16 protein-coding genes and 1 tRNA gene are annotated in these 15,347 nt (G+C 33.5%); 2 read left to right on the top strand and 15 right to left on the bottom strand.

Features of this window, described 5'->3' with window-relative positions:
• Positions 1-39: 39 nt before the first annotated feature.
• The 7 genes from lepB to BUA98_RS17160 all read right to left on the bottom strand — a co-directional run bounded on the left by lepB (position 40) and on the right by BUA98_RS17160 (position 5,872).
• The gene (gene lepB, locus BUA98_RS17190; RefSeq protein ID WP_072974557.1) at positions 40-1,602 is read right to left on the bottom strand and encodes a signal peptidase I; all 1,563 of its coding nucleotides are present in this window, start codon (positions 1,600-1,602) and stop codon (positions 40-42) included.
• Positions 1,603-1,669: 67 nt separating this feature from the next.
• Complete coding sequence (gene dapB / locus BUA98_RS17185; RefSeq protein ID WP_072974555.1) at positions 1,670-2,371, bottom strand: 4-hydroxy-tetrahydrodipicolinate reductase; 702 nt, start codon at positions 2,369-2,371, stop codon at positions 1,670-1,672.
• A gap of 41 nt (positions 2,372-2,412) precedes the next feature.
• Entirely contained in the window at positions 2,413-2,973 is a 561-nt protein-coding gene (locus BUA98_RS17180; protein WP_072974553.1) for a DUF5683 domain-containing protein, read from the bottom strand.
• Positions 2,973-3,881 (bottom strand): ParB/RepB/Spo0J family partition protein, encoded by a 909-nt coding sequence (locus tag BUA98_RS17175; RefSeq protein WP_026982802.1) that lies wholly within the window; start codon positions 3,879-3,881, stop codon positions 2,973-2,975. The genes BUA98_RS17180 and BUA98_RS17175 overlap by 1 nt, the downstream gene beginning before the upstream one ends.
• 5 nt (positions 3,882-3,886) lie before the next feature.
• Entirely contained in the window at positions 3,887-4,654 is a 768-nt protein-coding gene (locus tag BUA98_RS17170) for a ParA family protein (protein WP_026982801.1), read from the bottom strand.
• A 229-nt stretch (positions 4,655-4,883) separates the two neighbouring features.
• The gene (locus tag BUA98_RS17165) at positions 4,884-5,288 is read right to left on the bottom strand and encodes a septal ring lytic transglycosylase RlpA family protein (RefSeq protein ID WP_072974552.1); all 405 of its coding nucleotides are present in this window, start codon (positions 5,286-5,288) and stop codon (positions 4,884-4,886) included.
• Positions 5,289-5,797: 509 nt separating this feature from the next.
• Positions 5,798-5,872, bottom strand: a tRNA-Pro gene (locus tag BUA98_RS17160).
• A gap of 175 nt (positions 5,873-6,047) precedes the next feature.
• Here BUA98_RS17160 and trxB point away from each other — a divergent pair.
• Positions 6,048-6,995 carry a thioredoxin-disulfide reductase gene (gene trxB, locus BUA98_RS17155; RefSeq protein ID WP_072974550.1) on the top strand — a complete coding sequence of 316 codons (948 nt, stop codon included), beginning with the start codon at positions 6,048-6,050 and terminating at the stop codon, positions 6,993-6,995.
• A gap of 186 nt (positions 6,996-7,181) precedes the next feature.
• On the opposite strand, the gene BUA98_RS17150 is transcribed toward trxB, so the two are convergent.
• The 5 genes from BUA98_RS17150 to BUA98_RS17130 all read right to left on the bottom strand — a co-directional run bounded on the left by BUA98_RS17150 (position 7,182) and on the right by BUA98_RS17130 (position 11,502).
• Positions 7,182-8,015, bottom strand: a complete 834-nt coding sequence (locus tag BUA98_RS17150) for a GIN domain-containing protein (RefSeq protein WP_072974988.1) — start codon at positions 8,013-8,015, stop codon at positions 7,182-7,184.
• A gap of 86 nt (positions 8,016-8,101) precedes the next feature.
• Positions 8,102-8,839 carry a head GIN domain-containing protein gene (locus BUA98_RS17145; protein ID WP_072974548.1) on the bottom strand — a complete coding sequence of 246 codons (738 nt, stop codon included), beginning with the start codon at positions 8,837-8,839 and terminating at the stop codon, positions 8,102-8,104.
• A 4-nt stretch (positions 8,840-8,843) separates the two neighbouring features.
• Entirely contained in the window at positions 8,844-10,580 is a 1,737-nt protein-coding gene (locus BUA98_RS17140) for a PspC domain-containing protein (protein ID WP_072974546.1), read from the bottom strand.
• A gap of 2 nt (positions 10,581-10,582) precedes the next feature.
• On the bottom strand, positions 10,583-10,915 hold the full coding sequence (locus BUA98_RS17135) for a PadR family transcriptional regulator (RefSeq protein ID WP_017498072.1): 333 nt from the start codon (positions 10,913-10,915) through the stop codon (positions 10,583-10,585).
• A gap of 131 nt (positions 10,916-11,046) precedes the next feature.
• Complete coding sequence (locus BUA98_RS17130; RefSeq protein WP_072974986.1) at positions 11,047-11,502, bottom strand: DUF4870 domain-containing protein; 456 nt, start codon at positions 11,500-11,502, stop codon at positions 11,047-11,049.
• A gap of 255 nt (positions 11,503-11,757) precedes the next feature.
• On the opposite strand from BUA98_RS17130, the gene BUA98_RS17125 reads away from it, so the two are divergent.
• The gene (locus BUA98_RS17125; protein ID WP_072974544.1) at positions 11,758-12,210 is read left to right on the top strand and encodes a DUF4442 domain-containing protein; all 453 of its coding nucleotides are present in this window, start codon (positions 11,758-11,760) and stop codon (positions 12,208-12,210) included.
• A gap of 68 nt (positions 12,211-12,278) precedes the next feature.
• Here the strand turns inward: BUA98_RS17125 and BUA98_RS22415 are convergent, their stop codons facing one another.
• The 3 genes from BUA98_RS22415 to BUA98_RS17115 all read right to left on the bottom strand — a co-directional run bounded on the left by BUA98_RS22415 (position 12,279) and on the right by BUA98_RS17115 (position 15,341).
• Positions 12,279-12,440 (bottom strand): hypothetical protein, encoded by a 162-nt coding sequence (locus BUA98_RS22415; RefSeq protein WP_157849298.1) that lies wholly within the window; start codon positions 12,438-12,440, stop codon positions 12,279-12,281.
• A gap of 235 nt (positions 12,441-12,675) precedes the next feature.
• On the bottom strand, positions 12,676-13,098 hold the full coding sequence (locus BUA98_RS17120) for a hypothetical protein (RefSeq protein ID WP_072974542.1): 423 nt from the start codon (positions 13,096-13,098) through the stop codon (positions 12,676-12,678).
• Between the two features lie 50 nt (positions 13,099-13,148).
• Positions 13,149-15,341: a multicopper oxidase family protein gene (locus tag BUA98_RS17115; protein ID WP_244279229.1), complete on the bottom strand. Its 2,193-nt coding sequence runs from the start codon at positions 15,339-15,341 to the stop codon at positions 13,149-13,151.
• Between the last annotated feature and the right edge of the window lie 6 nt (positions 15,342-15,347).

The raw sequence follows: 15,347 nt of genomic DNA, 5'->3' as shown, positions 1-15,347 counted from the left end.
ACTTGAAACTTGAAACCTGAAACTAAAATAACTATTTTTTTATGCTTTATTTTCTTTTCTTTTTCTCCAGAAATATTCCCCAACAAAATAAGCAGCAAGCACCATTAAGAAATATTTGAAGTACGATTGTGGTTGTCCTTCACCATCAACTGTGGTGAAAACTCTGTCCCAACGAATTTTGTTGATTCCTTTTCCATTCGTATCCCAACTCAACCAGATAAATACCGGTTTCCCTACAATATGATCTTCCGGAACATATCCCCAGTAACGACTGTCTTCAGAGTTATGGCGATTATCTCCCATCATCCAATAGTAGTTTTGTTTGAAAGTATATGAATTTGTTTGTTTTCCGTTGATTATAAAATGAGAACCGTCTATTTGCAATGTGTTATGCTCGTAGTTGGTAATGATTTCTTTGTAAAATGGTAATGATTCATTCGTCAAAGCAACTGTTTTTCCAGCTTCAGGAATATAAATTGGACCGTAATTATCTTCGTTCCATTTGTTAATATGAGGGAAAATTCGATCATCGTTACCCGTTGCAATTTCTCTAACTACACCTGTAATACCAGGAATGGTTTTCATGCGTTCTGCATTAGCTTCAGTTAAGGCACCGATAAACAAAGTATCTCTTTTGTTTTGATCTCTAAAACCTCTTACATCTACAAGGTTAACATTAAGCTCTTTTAAAAGCGCTTCAAGATCTATTGGCGTTTTTTCATCTAAAGCTATTTTGTACGAATATTGAGGTTTCGCTCTTTCAGGTAAAACCAATTTTTTTCCATTGATATAAACATAACCATCTTTTATAGATAGGCTGTCTCCAGGAATACCAACGCATCTCTTAACATAATTAGATCTTTTGTCAATTGGTTTAATAACACCAGGTTTTCCTTTTGGTTCGTAAAAGTAATGTACGGTGTCTACTGGCCAGTTAAAAACCACAATATCTGTTCGTTTTATTTTTTCGAAAGCAGGTAATCTGAAATAAGGTAATTGCGGCCAGCTTAAGTATGATTTTCTTTTTGTTAACGGAATAGAGTCATGAACCATTGGTAACGCAACGGTTGTCATCGGTACCCTTGGTCCGTAGTTTAGTTTACTTACGAATAAAAAGTCTCCAATTAATAATGATTTTTCTAATGAAGAAGTTGGAATCGTATAAGGCTGTACTACATAAGTATGAACTAATGTTGCTACGATTATAGCAAAAAGTAATGAGCTTACAGTGTCGGCTGTTTTGTTTTCAGGAGTTAACGATCTGTTGGCGTTGTATTCTAATTTTTGAGTATAATTTACATAGTAAATGTAAAAACCAAGCGTAAAAATACCCACAAAAGTATCTAAAGTTGATTTTTTACTAAAGGTTCTTAAAGTTTCTACCCAAATAACCGGAAACATAATCAGGTTAATAATCGGAATGAAAAGTAATATTGTCCACCAGGTTGGTCGGCCAATAATTTTCATTAAAACTATAGAATTATATACAGGAATAGCAGCCTCCCAACTTTTTCGGCCAGCAGCCTGATACAATTTCCAGGTTCCCAGAAAATGAATAATTTGAACAGCTAAGAAAAAAATGAACCAAAGATATAGTGTCATAATATTTTGTTTAAAGTTTTAAGGTTAAGGTTGATTCGTTGAAGTGACCTTAACCTTTAAATTTATTTTATTTTAAGTTTAAAACATCTTTCATGTTATAGATTCCCTTTTTGCCAGCTAACCATTCAGCAGCAATTACGGCTCCTAAAGCAAAACCTTCACGGTTATGAGCAGTGTGTTTTAATTCGATGCTATCTACAACTGAATCGTATGTTACGGTATGAGTTCCCGGAACATCACCTATTCTCTTTGCTGCAATATGGATTTCATTATTTTTTGCTTCATCCATTGTCCAGTTTGCATAGTTGCTATTTTCAATAACACCTTTAGCTAATGAAATGGCAGTTCCGCTTGGAGCATCTAATTTTTGAGTGTGGTGAATTTCTTCCATTGTCACTTTGTAGGAATCAAACTGTGACATGATTTTAGCTAAATATTCGTTTAGTTCGAAGAAAATATTTACTCCTAAACTAAAGTTTGAACTCGAAATGAATCCACCTTGTTTTTCGTTGCAAAGTGCAACCATTTCATCAAAATGTTCTAACCAGCCAGTCGTTCCTGATACTACAGGTACATTGGCATGAAAACAATTGGAGATATTATCAACGGCAGCAGTAGGAACGCTGAAATCAATTGCGACATCGGCAGTTGAAAGTCCATCAAAAGTATTAGTTTCATCTTTCTTTAAAACTATTTCATGACCTCTTTCTAAAGCAATTCTTTCAATTACTTTACCCATTTTTCCGTATCCTAAAAGTGCAATTTTCATTTTGTGTATTTTTTTGAATTTTAAACAGTAACAAATGCTATTTAAAAGTGGTAATTAAAAGTTAGTCCAACGTTTGGTTTGAAAGTTACATCGGCCGGATAAATTTCCGGGCGTACTGATAATCTTTCATTTACGTTAAACTGAATTAAAGCAGCGTCAACATTGGCATCGATAATGTTCAAGACATAAAAACCAACGACAAATAAGGCTGATAAATCTCTGTTTCGTTGATAGAATTTTTGACCGGCAATAAGCCTGTCATCATCTAAAAATTGGTAATCATCATCATTGTAACCTTCTAATCTTCGTTTGTAGGCGTCACGATAATTATGGTATTTTTTATTATTGTCAATATAAAAATACAAACTGGTACCAATTGCTCCATAAACTAAAGGAATTTTCCAGTATTTTTTGTTGTATGCCTGACCTAAACCTGGTAAAATGGCCGAGTAAAAAGCTGCTTTTGCTGGGGTAAGCGGGTCTATTTCCGGATACTTAGTAGTGTCTTTAACAACCAAAACCGTGTCTTTTTTTGCCTGGGCAAAAAGAGAAACGGTTCCTATAAGAAAGAACAATAGACTTATGGGGACAATTTTATTCACTATCCGTTTATTAATTTTATAATTCTGTCAAAGTCAGCTTGGGAATTGAAAGGAATTGTGATTTTTCCTTTTCCATTGCCAGCGACTTTTATATCAACTTTCGCACCAAAATAATCGTTGAAAGTGTTTTTTTGCGTTTCTTTAACAAGGAAGGAAGACTCTGCTTTTGCCTTTGTTTCTCCTTCTGGCTTTGGTTTTACACCTTCGTGATAATTTTTTACCAAAGCTTCTGTTTCACGAACAGATAAATTTTGACTTACTATTTTTTGATAGATATCCGTCTGAACATCTAAATCTTCAATATTGATGATTGCTCTACCATGTCCCATACTGATAAAACCATCACGAATACCAGTTTGGATAATCGGGTCTAATTTTAAAAGACGTAAATAATTGGCAATTGTAGAACGTTTTTTTCCAACACGTTCGCTCATTTGTTCCTGAGTTAACTGAATTTCATCAATCAAGCGTTGGTAAGATAATGCAATCTCAATTGGATCTAAGTCATGACGTTGAATGTTTTCCACCAAAGCCATAACCAATGACTCATTGTCATTTGCAATACGAATGTAAGCTGGAACATGAGTTAAGCCTACTAAAGTTGAAGCACGCAAACGACGCTCTCCAGAGATTAACTGATATTTATTGAATTCTAATTTTCGAACAGTAATAGGCTGAATCACACCAAGTTCTTTAATAGAAGTGGCTAGCTCACGTAAAGATTCTTCATTAAAATTGCTTCTAGGCTGAAACGGATTTATTTCGATAGCACTTATTTCAAGCTCTATGATATTTCCAACAACTTTGTCAGCATTTTTGTCTTCTACTGATGTAATGTCGTTTTCCGGATCTTTTAATAATGCTGATAATCCTCTTCCTAAGGCTTGTTTTTTAATTGCTTTTGTCATAAAAACTATTTACTGTTTTTCTTTATAATTTCCTGAGCTAAATTGATATAATTAACTGCTCCTTTGCTTGTTGCGTCATAATTAATGATGCTTTCGCCAAAACTTGGAGCTTCACTCAATTTTACATTTCGCTGAATCACGGTGTCAAAAACCATATCGTTGAAGTGTTTTTGAACTTCTTCAACTACCTGATTAGATAAACGTAATCTTGAGTCATACATTGTAAGAAGTAGTCCTTCAATATCAAGATCCGGGTTGTGTATTTTTTGAATACTTTTAATAGTGTTCAATAATTTTCCTAATCCTTCAAGTGCAAAATATTCACATTGAATTGGAATAACTACTGAATCGGCAGCTGTTAAAGCATTCAGGGTTAATAAACCTAAAGAAGGTGCACAGTCAATAATAATAAAATCATATTCGTCTTTAACACTTTCTAATGCTTTTTTAAGCATATATTCTCTATTTTCTTTGTCAACCAATTCGATTTCGATGGCTACAAGGTCAATATGAGCAGGGATCACATCAACATTTGGAGCTGAACATTTCACGATGGTTTCTTTTGGGGTGTGGCTATGTTCAAGTATTTGGTATGTACCAATTTCTACTGATTCTACGTCAATCCCAAGGCCAGAAGTGGCATTTGCTTGAGGATCAGCATCAATCAATAATACTTTCTTTTCTAAAACACCTAATGAGGCCGCAAGATTTACTGATGTAGTAGTCTTTCCAACGCCTCCTTTTTGATTAGCAATCGCAATGATTTTGCCCATTTATTTTCTGAATTTTGAACCGTAAAAATACAATTATTTATGGTTTTTGAAAATCTATTTTGTTAACATTTGCTAAACTTTGGGAAGCCTTTGTTTTGTGCGTGTTTCGAAGATTTTTATTTTTGTAAGAATAAAAAACAGTAACGAAATTTCATTCTGTTTTATCTTTCTTTTTATGTTCAAAGATAGTCTGATTAGAAAAATTGTAATTTCGGGTTAAATGCGTTTTTTAATTTTTTAAAACTTCAATTTTTACTTTCATTGAGCCGCTTCCTTTGTTTGAGGCGATTTTCATAAAAGCTCTTTTAGTAAGATCAATTTCTCTTTTTTTGCTAAAAGGGCCTCTGTCAATAACTTCTACAATAACAGATTTGTCATTTCGTTCGTTTGTGATTCTTAGTTTTGTTCCAAAAGGAAATTTTTTATGAGCGGCAGTTAATTTGTTATTGTTGAATTTTCTACCACTCGCTGTTCTTTTTCCGTTAAATTTATTATTGTAATAGGAAGCGTGTGCGTGAGTCTTGTATAAGGTATATTTTTCAGTTTTTTCTTTAGGTTCTTTAGAAGCTGATTTTTTTTGTGCAAAAGAGAACGTGGAAATAAATAAAATTAGATAGAGCGCTATTTTTTTCATTTAAAAATTTTTCTATTGGGTGCAAAAAAAGCCTATTTGAAAAATATAACCAAACAGATCATGTTATATTTATGCTAAAGAAACGATTTAATAGGGGAGATAATTTGAATTGATGCTATAATTTTTAAGTGTAATAATTAATTGTCAGTATATAATGATTGAATTCTTAGCTAAGAATTGAAATTTTAGAGGTATGCTGAATTAACACTAAATATTGTGGTCAGTATAAAAACATACTCAATAATTATTTTTACCACAGAGAGCACAAGATTTTTATCTACGAGTGCCGAAGAAAACACAGGAAGTTCACAAAGGTTTATATGAAGTTAATAACACAGCTTTGCGAACTTAATAACGGATCCTGCAAACACAGAGGAAAAAAAACTTGGCGTGCTTTGCGGTAAATTTTTTTTGATCCGTTTTCGTGTTGATCCGCTATGCTTGCTAAATTTTTTATTTTAACTTAAAGCAAAAAAAAAAGTCTTTTCAAATAAATGAAAAGACTTTTGTCGGGGTGGCAGGATTCGAACCTGCGGCCTCCTGCTCCCAAAGCAGGCGCGATAACCGGGCTACGCTACACCCCGATGATGTATTGTTGTACTGCCCGTAAGCGGATGCAAATATAGTAATAAATTCTGTTTACAAAAGGAAAATCTCAAAATAAATAAAACTTATTTTGAGATAGTTATTTAGGATTTAATTTGGTGGTAATTTTTTATAATAAAGTTTACATTTGCATCACAAAAAACTACACATATTATGTCAGATACAATAGAAAAAATTAAATGCCTTATTATAGGTTCTGGTCCAGCAGGATATACTGCAGCGATTTATGCAGCCAGAGCAAATATGAATCCAATATTATATCAGGGAATGCAGCCAGGTGGTCAATTGACTACAACAAATGAAGTGGAAAACTTTCCTGGTTATGTTGATGGAGTTACAGGACCGGAAATGATGATTCAGTTGCAGGAACAAGCGAAACGTTTTGGTGCTGATATTCGTGATGGTTGGGCAACTAAAGTTGATTTTTCAGGAGATATTCATAAAGTTTGGATTAATGATAGCATCGAATTACACTGTGAAACAGTTATTATTTCAACAGGTGCTACGGCTAAATATTTAGGATTACCATCAGAACAACATTATTTAAATATGGGTGGAGGAGTTTCTGCCTGTGCTGTTTGCGACGGATTTTTCTACCGCAATCAGGAAGTTGTAATTGTTGGAGCAGGAGATTCTGCTTGTGAAGAAGCACATTACTTATCTAAACTTTGTAAAAAAGTTACGATGTTGGTAAGAAGTGAAAAATTCAGAGCTTCAAAAATTATGGAAGAACGCGTTCGTAAAACAGAGAATATCGAGATTTTAATGAACCACGATACGGTTGAAGTTTTAGGAGATAGTAATGTTGTTCATGCTATTAAAGCCTTAAATAAAACTACTGGTGAAGTTATCGAAATTCCTGCAACAGGATTTTTCGTAGCAATTGGTCACAAACCAAACACAGATATCTTTAAAGATTATATCACACTTGATGAAACGGGTTATATCATCAATACTCCGGGAACATCTAAAACAAATATTGATGGTGTCTTTGTAGCCGGAGATGCTGCTGATCATGTTTACCGTCAGGCAATTACTGCTGCAGGAACAGGTTGTATGGCCGCTCTTGATGCAGAGAGATATTTGGCTTCTAAAGAGTAAACTTTTAGTTTCAGGTTTTCTTTATTTGCTTCGCCAGTTCGGCTAAAGCCTCGGGTCAAGTTTCAAGTTGTTGGAACGGTAGCCAAAGAGTCATAAAATAAAATCCCGTTCACATTTTGGGAACGGGATTTTATTTTTTAGAATTCCACAACTTGAAACAAGAAAGACCTGAAACCTGAAACTTTTTTACTTTATCTTTTTAATCAATTTTGCTTCTTCAGAAAAACGACTAAGTGTAATTGCAGGGCTTCCAAAAAGCGAAAGTTCTGTTTGGTCTCCTGCTGCTAATTTTAGGGTTGTTTCAGCTAAAACACTTCCTTTTGAAGATCCTTCTGCAGTAATATCAGCATCTTTCATGGTGAATTTAATTCCGGTGAAAGTCGAATTGTTATCTAAACGTATCGTTGCTTTTTCAGCGATTCCTTCAAGGGTAGCAGTAGCTTTTTGATATAAATCGCATTGAAATTTGGTTGCTGCTACTAATGATTTTATGGCAGAAGTTTTGCTCAATTGAAGACTAGCGTCATCTGCTTTTAAGTTTATTTCCGATTTTGATTTGTCATCAGCAATTAAACTGAATTTTTTAGCATTTACGTTCAGGAATAATTTTGAAAAATCGAAGCTATTAAAAGTAATATCATCCAACTGAAGTTCCTGAATGGCATAAACAACCGCTTCATTTTTTGTAATAACTTTGTTAAAAGTATTAGTGTAAGTTACACGTACGGTCAGTTTTTTGAAAATGGTACTTTCTTTTGAAGTATATAAACGAAGTGTTTTCTCTCTTAAATCCATTCCGATAATATCATGTAAGTTATCATCGGCTTCAATTTTAATTTCATTTTTTTCTCCTCGTTCCAGATAAACTTCAATATTATCATCGACCTCAAGAGCATCAAAATTTCCTGTTTCTTTTATTGAAGTAGTTACGATTTTAGTTCCTTTTATTTTCTCTCTTTTTTGGGCAAAAGTTAATGTAGTGACTAATAATAATAGGAGTAGGGCTGTACTTTTTTTCATTAATTCTAGATTTGATTTTGACAAATATAAAAAAATCATCCACTTTTGATGAATGATTTCTTTTATATTTAACAGTAAAGTAAGGTTTATCCCTGGTTGATACTTCCTCCTGAATTAGAAGTTTTTTCGATTGATTTAGGAGATCCTTTGTAATTGATGCTTCCTCCACTATTGGCATTCGCTTTCAAACTCACTATAGGGCTAATGTTTATGCTTGCTCCGCTATCTGCATCAGCTTCAATCTCATTGGCTAATAATTTTTCAGCTTCTATATTTGCTGCGCTCGATGCTGAAGATTTTACTTTTAATGCTTTTCCTTCAATTGTAATAGAACCCGCACTGTCTGTATCCAAAGAGATTTCATCAGATTCTATGTTAACATTCATTGTAGCAGCACTTGAAGCATCTAATTTTATATTAGTAGAATGAATGACATTTGTACTTGTTATAGTAGAAGCGCTTGATGCTTCTAATGCATCTATAACAGGCATTTTTACAATTACCTTTTTCTTAGTAACATTATGGAAAGAAGTAAATTCACAGCTAATTACAAGGGTTCCGTTTTCAACAGTTGTTTTAATTTCTTTCTGCAAATTGTCATCAGCTTCAACAATAATTTCAGTTTTATCTGATTGTTCGATTACCACATCAATAGCATTGCTCACTGACACATTTTTAAAATCTCCCTGCACAATTCGTTTTTCAGTCGTAACATTTCCACTTCCTTCAATCGATTTCATGTTAGTAAAATTACATGAAGCGAACAATAATGCGGTAACAGTGGCAATAATGAATTTCGTAATATGAATGATTATTTTTATCATGGCTTTAGTTTATTTTGATTATAACTCCGTTTTTATCAGTGGTTAGCTTTCCGTTAGTTTTTTTTCCGTTTAAAACTTCTTTTCCGTTAATTTTAATTGAAACTTCTTTTACAGTATCATTGTCAATAGTGTTATCCTCGTCACTATTATAATCTACATCTTCGTGATCATCTTCATCTGCGGGGCAATTCAAACATTTAATTTTAGAACCTTCTACTTTATAATTGTAGTTTCCGCTAAAGTGTAAGTTGAAAAAATCATCTTCAGAGTCATCATAATCTTGGATAGAAGCATCTGGTTTAAATAATTGGCCTTCTGGTAAGTACAAATATACATCAACTTCCTGACCTCTAAATTTATTTTTTACATCTGTAAGAAAATAATTATCCAATACTAAATGATTTCCGTTGATCTGAATTTTATAATCAATTTTTTCAGCTCTTTTTTTAGCATTTGAAAAAGAATTTCCTCTTGCACTTTTTTCTATCTGTAAGTAAGGACTTGCTTCATCAGTGTGTAAAACATGTAAGCGAACATCATTAGAATAAATCAATTGATTGTTTACAGAATCCTGTACAAACTCAAACTCTCTGTGATAGTTATTAAGGTCTTTAGCGAAATAATCATTATATCTGAATTTTACGAAAAGTGTATCTTTCGTAGTAATATTGATCGCTTTTTTCTCTACCGTTTTTCCGTCATAAGAAATTTCAGTTGCTTGTTTGATTCCAATGCTGATAGCAATTGCAACAGCGATAATCCAGATTGCCAATAAAGTGTATTTTGTAATATTACCAATAGACTTTAAGTTTGGCGACAACAATTTGAAACCCAAAAGTGTCAAAAAGAAGAATGGAATTCCAACTGCAAAGAACATTAATAAACCAAATGACCAAATTGGGTATTCTGTAAAGTTTCCTGCTTCAATAAAATTTTGCCACGGAAAATCAATAAAGATATTCGTTCCTAAGGTAAATACTCCAATCAATAACATGATCAAAACTGATATTCCTGACATGATTAAAACTACGCCTAAAAATTTTGCGAAGATTTTAAAAACCGTAATGACAAAGTCTCCAAATGAACTACTTATTCTCTCAGCTCCCGACTTTACCTGGTTTCCCATTTTGTCATAATCTGCACTTTTAAATTTATCAGATAATGATTCTATTTCTTCACGAACTTTTTTTTCAATGTTTGAAATGGTTACCGGCTCACCAGTCATTTCTAATTTCTCAGAAGTTGTAATCGCTTCCGGAGTTACAATCCAAAGAACGAAATAAGCTAAAATTCCAGTTCCAAAACCTGCAAAAACAAATACTAAGAATATGATTTTGATCCAAACAGCGTCAATTCCAAAATAATGTCCTAAACCCGTTGCAACACCACCAATCATACCTTTCTCTTTGTCACGGTATAATTTTTTATGTTTTCTTGTTCCGTAATTGTTAAAAGACTGATTTGATTTTTCTTCATCTTCAATGATGTAATCTTCAGGTTGTCCCATAACGGCAATCACTTCGTCAACATCTTTCAGTCCAACAACATGTTTCTCGCTTTTTTGTTTTTCTGTTAATAATTCAGAAACACGCATTTCGATATCTTTAATAATTTCGTCTTGTCCAGATGAGCTGTTAAGTGATCGTTTTATTGCGTCAAAATAGCGGGTTAATTTTAAGTAAGCATCTTCATCGATGTGAAAAAACATACCTCCTAAGTTAATATTTACTGTTTTGTTCATGACTATTGATTTTGATTGGTGATTAGTTTTACGGCGTCAGATAATTCTGTCCAGGTGCCGCTAAGTTCGTTTAAAAAAGTTTGTCCTATTTCGGTTAATCCATAATATTTTCGTGGCGGCCCTGAGGTCGATTCTTCCCAACGATAATTTAGCAAACCGTCGTTTTTCAGCCTAGTTAAAAGTGGATAAACTGTTCCCTCAACAACTAGTAATTTTGCGTTTTTTAAAGTGTCTAATATTTCTGATGTGTATGCGTCTTTTTCTTTTAATACTGATAAGATGCAAAACTCAAGAACACCTTTGCGCATCTGTGCTTTTGTGTTTTCAATGTTCATAATTTCATTTTGTTTTTTTTAGATTGAACAATTCGTTTTTTGATTGATGATGATTGATTGATGATGATTGATTTCGAATTTATTCTGTTAGAATTATTTCGTATAACTTATAACTTTTAACCTTTTGAGGATTACTTTATAAAAGGAATCGTTAACGGATATTTGTAATATTCTCCGTTTGAAGTTTTTATTGAAGCATAAATCACTAAAAAGAATTCAACAACTTTTAGTAAACCAAAAAGTACAACCGCTGTTCCACCTATAGTAAGTAACCCAATATTACCTTGAAAATCAAAATTTCTGATCACAAAATTATCGTCGTTAAAAAAAGCTTCCATTGGGATGTTTTTTAGAAAAACAGTTACAAAAACCGGAATGGCTATTAGAGCCAGAACCAAAGTGTAAAGCAATAAACTCAATTGAAAATTTAAGGTCTGTTTTCCGTGGTGATTTACAAATTCTGATTTGTCTTTGTAACTCGTCCAGATCAAAATTGGAAAAATATAATTTCCAAACGGAATGAAATACTGTGTTAAAGTACTTAAATGTGTGAACGTTGCAGTGTTCTTTTCTGATGTCTTTTCCATGATTAGTGGTGTTGATGTTTCCATGATTAAAAGTATATAGTAATTTCTTATACAAATATATGGCTAAAAGACAGTATCTTGTTTTGCATAGTACCAAATATTAACAAAATTTTAACAAAGTTGAAATTTTAAAAGGGATTATAACAGGCTGAAAATCATTCGTAAGTACTGGTTTTATTGGTGTTTTAGGAAAGTAATGTCAATTTATTGTGCGTGCATAGTTTTTTTGTATTTTTACATAAAAAAATAAATCTCATGGCAGTTTCAGTTTCCAAACTCAATAAATTTGTATTATTCAAATTACCATCAGCGTACTTTTGTGGTGTGCGTGTCAAAGCAATTGATAAAGACAGATGCGTAGTAAGTGTTAAACACAGATGGATAAATCAGAATCCGTTTAACTCTATGTATTTTGCTGTTCAGGCTATGGCAGCCGAATTAACAACCGGAGCTTTAGTCATTTCTCAAATCCAGGAAAGTGGGAGAAAGATCTCCATGTTGGTAGCAAACAATAAAGGAAACTTTACTAAGAAGGCTACTGGAAGAATAACTTTTGTATGCAATGATGGTCATTTAATCGCCGATGCAATTAAACGAACAATAGAAACTGGAGAAGGACAAACTTTCTGGATGAAATCGATTGGAACAAATGAAGAAGGAGTTCAGGTTTCTGAAATGGATTTTGAATGGAGTGTCAGATTAAAGTAATTAGCTTTAATAGAATATAAAAAAAGACCTCAAGCAATTGAGGTCTTTTTTGTTGAAATAGATTTCTTTTATTTTTTAACGCAGCAAGATTTTTTGTCTTTTTTATCTGTCGACGTTTTTTTACAGCAGGATTCTTTTTTAGCTTTTTCTTTTTGAACTGGTTTTGTTTCTTGAGCCGTTACTCCAATTGAAAATACAGCAGCCGTTAAGAAGGTAATTACTTTTGTCATTTTATATAATTTGTTTTTGTTAGAAATATTGTGTTTTGGTGATTCAAATATACCAACATTTCTTAGAGTTGATTCTTACAATTTGTTAATGTTTTTATAATAATATGTCATTGAAAATTAAACATCCAGGCATCTTCTACTTTTCATCAAATTGCAATTCAGCTTCTTTGTTATTGCATCCTGTTAAGATTATTCCAGAAATAAAAAGTAGTGTAAAATAGATTTTTCTCATACTTTATTTGAAAAAATTGTCATCAATTTTAATATTGAGGGACTTCATGATTATGCCATTATAGTTTTCTTTCAGTAAATTATTTATTGCTTGTTGCGATTTGTAAACAATTTTATAATTATCATTTTCAATTTCAATGCTCTTAATAGATTTGCTGATTTCAATTATCTTTTCATCATCCCATCTTCCTCTTCCAAAATAAATATATCCTTGTTCTTCGTTTGGATTATGGGGAATTAAATTAAAAACTATTGAATCTCCTTTTTTCATCTCATCAATCGGATCGTTTTTAACTTTCGAATTTATAATAAGTTTTACTTTTACATTGCTTTCACCTTTGTTTGTAAAAAGAATACCTTGGGAAGGATCACAGCTTATTAAGAGAAAAGCAGTCAGAAATAAGAATAAGAAATTTACTTTTTTCATTTATGAATATTATGGTTTAGTTTTGATAAAATTTCTATGCTAATATACTATTAATAGTTCAGGTTAACTCCAAAACCAATTCCCATATCACTATCATAATGTGTTGTGATTCCGAAGTTTCTACCGGCTACATATTTTAAACCGGCCATATATTCCTTATCCGTATTCCACATTAAGTTCATTCGCAATCGTCTTGCTAGCGGAATATCTTTTCGCTCAAACTGAACTCTCACATTTCCATCCGTGTAAACTTCAACTTGAGCTTTTACAAGCATTGGCAACGTATATTCAAGTCCGGCGCTAAAAACAGAACGGTTGTCTTTCGTATTGGTTTGCCCAAAAAGGTTTTGTTCCTGTTCGTCCATTCCCATTTTTCGGTAGCGCCAGTCGAAACCTATAAAAGGCATTACCCATTGCATTTTTCCAATGTATCGGCCAATATGGGTTTCGGTTTCATAACCGTGTTTGTCGTTATAACCCAAACGCCATTCGGTTCCAATGCTCCAGCGTGTGTTGCTGTACATAGCCTCTCCGTCATTTCCGTTTGTAGCAAAATCATTTTCGGCCATAAAATGAAACATACGATCGTCCATTTTTAGCATTTTGTACGCCATTTCGGGATGATGAATTAACGGATTTGGCGCTGAATTTTCATAACTAAAAATCCTTCCCATTCCCGCCATCATATGATATAAAATATGACAATGAAAAAACCAATCGCCATCCGCATTAGCCTGAAATTCGATGGTGTCGGTTTCCATTGGCATAATATCAATCACATTTTTAAGTGGAGAATAATCGCCGTGTTCATTCAAAATTCTGAAATCGTGCCCGTGCAAATGCATTGGGTGTCGCATCATCGAAGCATTGTATAATACAATCCGAACGTTTTCTCCTTTTTTAATTAAGATTTTATCGGTTTCAGAAATCACTTTATTGTCCATACTCCAAACATATCGGTTCATGTTTCCGGATAATTCAAAGCGTAATTCTTTAACAGGTGCACCTTTTGGGAGTGTTGTTATTGTTGGAGATTTTAGCATTCCATAATTAAGAGTTGTAATCTCTGCCACTTCTGTTGTATCAGCTGGCATATTCATGCCTTCCATATTATGTTGAGAATGATCTTCAGATTTTACAGATTCTTCTTCGCCTGAAATCTCCGGATACATAACGGCATTCATATCCATTTTGTTCAAAGACATATTCATGCCCATATCGTTCATCTCGCCATTCATCTTCATCATGTCGTTCATCATTTTCATCCCTTCAAAATATTTTAATTTGGGAAGATGAGCAACAGGCTGTTTAGTTCCGTCTCCCAGAAACAAAGAAGCTGATCCGGTTCTGTCTTCGGCTGTAGCCAAAAAAGCAAAGGATTTTTTATCTTCAGGAATTGTAACGACAACATCATAGGTTTCAGAAACAGCGATAATCAATCGGTCAACTTCTACAGGCTCAACATCGTTTCCGTCACTGGCCACAACCGTTATTTTTCCGCCTCCATAAGTCAGCCAGAAATAACTGGATGCACCACCGTTTGCAATTCGTAATCGGACTTTGTCGCCGGCTTTAAATTGTGAAAGCTGCTGTTCATTTTTGCCGTTAATTAAAAACTTCTCATAATAAACATCACTGACATCCATCGCATTCATGCGTTTCCATTCGTTGGTTATTTTTGTTGAAAATTGTCCGTGTTTAATGGCTTCAGCATAACTTTGCGTTGTTCCTTTTTTTATGGCAAACCAATCGTTGGCGTTGTGTAACATGCGCTGAACATTCTCCGGTTTCAAATCGGTCCATTCGCTTAAAATGACGGGAACTGTCGGTAAATCATCAATCCCTTTTCTAAAAGTAGAATCGTCTTTCTTTTTGTTTATGATAAAAAGGCCGTACAAACCTATTTGTTCCTGTAGTCCGGAATGGCTGTGATACCAATAAGTTCCATTCTGAATAATAGGAAAACTATATTTATGAGTTGTTCCAGGTTTAATTGGCATTTGCGTTAAATAAGGAACACCATCTTCTTTATTCGGAAGAAATAATCCGTGCCAATGTAATGCGGTATCTTCTTTATCCAGTTCGTTGTGCACATAAATTTCGGCAACATCGCCTTCCGTAAATGTCAAAGTCGGCATCGGAATTTTCCCATTAACAGTCAAAGCACGTTTTTCTTTCCCGGAAAAATTGACAATAGTATCGCGAACGTATAAATCGTACCGAACGATTTTCTGCGAAAGCATAATCTG

Origin of the sequence: Flavobacterium saccharophilum (assembly GCF_900142735.1) — a bacterium.
GTDB classification, from domain to species: domain Bacteria; phylum Bacteroidota; class Bacteroidia; order Flavobacteriales; family Flavobacteriaceae; genus Flavobacterium; species Flavobacterium saccharophilum.
The sequence above is the reverse complement of the archived record's forward strand: the minus strand, read 5'-3'. Positions and strand labels throughout refer to the sequence as shown.

Excerpts from the sequence above, each read along its gene's own strand:
- lepB (WP_072974557.1), bottom strand. The coding sequence starts at position 1,602 with ATGACACTATATCTTTGGTTCATTTTTTTCTTAGCTGTTCAAATTATT.
- dapB (WP_072974555.1), bottom strand. The coding sequence starts at position 2,371 with ATGAAAATTGCACTTTTAGGATACGGAAAAATGGGTAAAGTAATTGAA.
- BUA98_RS17175 (WP_026982802.1), bottom strand. The coding sequence starts at position 3,881 with ATGACAAAAGCAATTAAAAAACAAGCCTTAGGAAGAGGATTATCAGCA.
- BUA98_RS17170 (WP_026982801.1), bottom strand. The coding sequence starts at position 4,654 with ATGGGCAAAATCATTGCGATTGCTAATCAAAAAGGAGGCGTTGGAAAG.
- BUA98_RS17165 (WP_072974552.1), bottom strand. The coding sequence starts at position 5,288 with ATGAAAAAAATAGCGCTCTATCTAATTTTATTTATTTCCACGTTCTCT.
- trxB (WP_072974550.1), top strand. The coding sequence starts at position 6,048 with ATGTCAGATACAATAGAAAAAATTAAATGCCTTATTATAGGTTCTGGT.
- BUA98_RS17150 (WP_072974988.1), bottom strand. The coding sequence starts at position 8,015 with ATGAAAAAAAGTACAGCCCTACTCCTATTATTATTAGTCACTACATTA.
- BUA98_RS17145 (WP_072974548.1), bottom strand. The coding sequence starts at position 8,839 with ATGATAAAAATAATCATTCATATTACGAAATTCATTATTGCCACTGTT.
- BUA98_RS17140 (WP_072974546.1), bottom strand. The coding sequence starts at position 10,580 with ATGAACAAAACAGTAAATATTAACTTAGGAGGTATGTTTTTTCACATC.
- BUA98_RS17135 (WP_017498072.1), bottom strand. The coding sequence starts at position 10,915 with ATGAACATTGAAAACACAAAAGCACAGATGCGCAAAGGTGTTCTTGAG.
- BUA98_RS17130 (WP_072974986.1), bottom strand. The coding sequence starts at position 11,502 with ATGGAAAAGACATCAGAAAAGAACACTGCAACGTTCACACATTTAAGT.
- BUA98_RS17125 (WP_072974544.1), top strand. The coding sequence starts at position 11,758 with ATGGCAGTTTCAGTTTCCAAACTCAATAAATTTGTATTATTCAAATTA.
- BUA98_RS22415 (WP_157849298.1), bottom strand. The coding sequence starts at position 12,440 with ATGACAAAAGTAATTACCTTCTTAACGGCTGCTGTATTTTCAATTGGA.
- BUA98_RS17120 (WP_072974542.1), bottom strand. The coding sequence starts at position 13,098 with ATGAAAAAAGTAAATTTCTTATTCTTATTTCTGACTGCTTTTCTCTTA.
- BUA98_RS17115 (WP_244279229.1), bottom strand. The coding sequence starts at position 15,341 with ATGCTTTCGCAGAAAATCGTTCGGTACGATTTATACGTTCGCGATACT.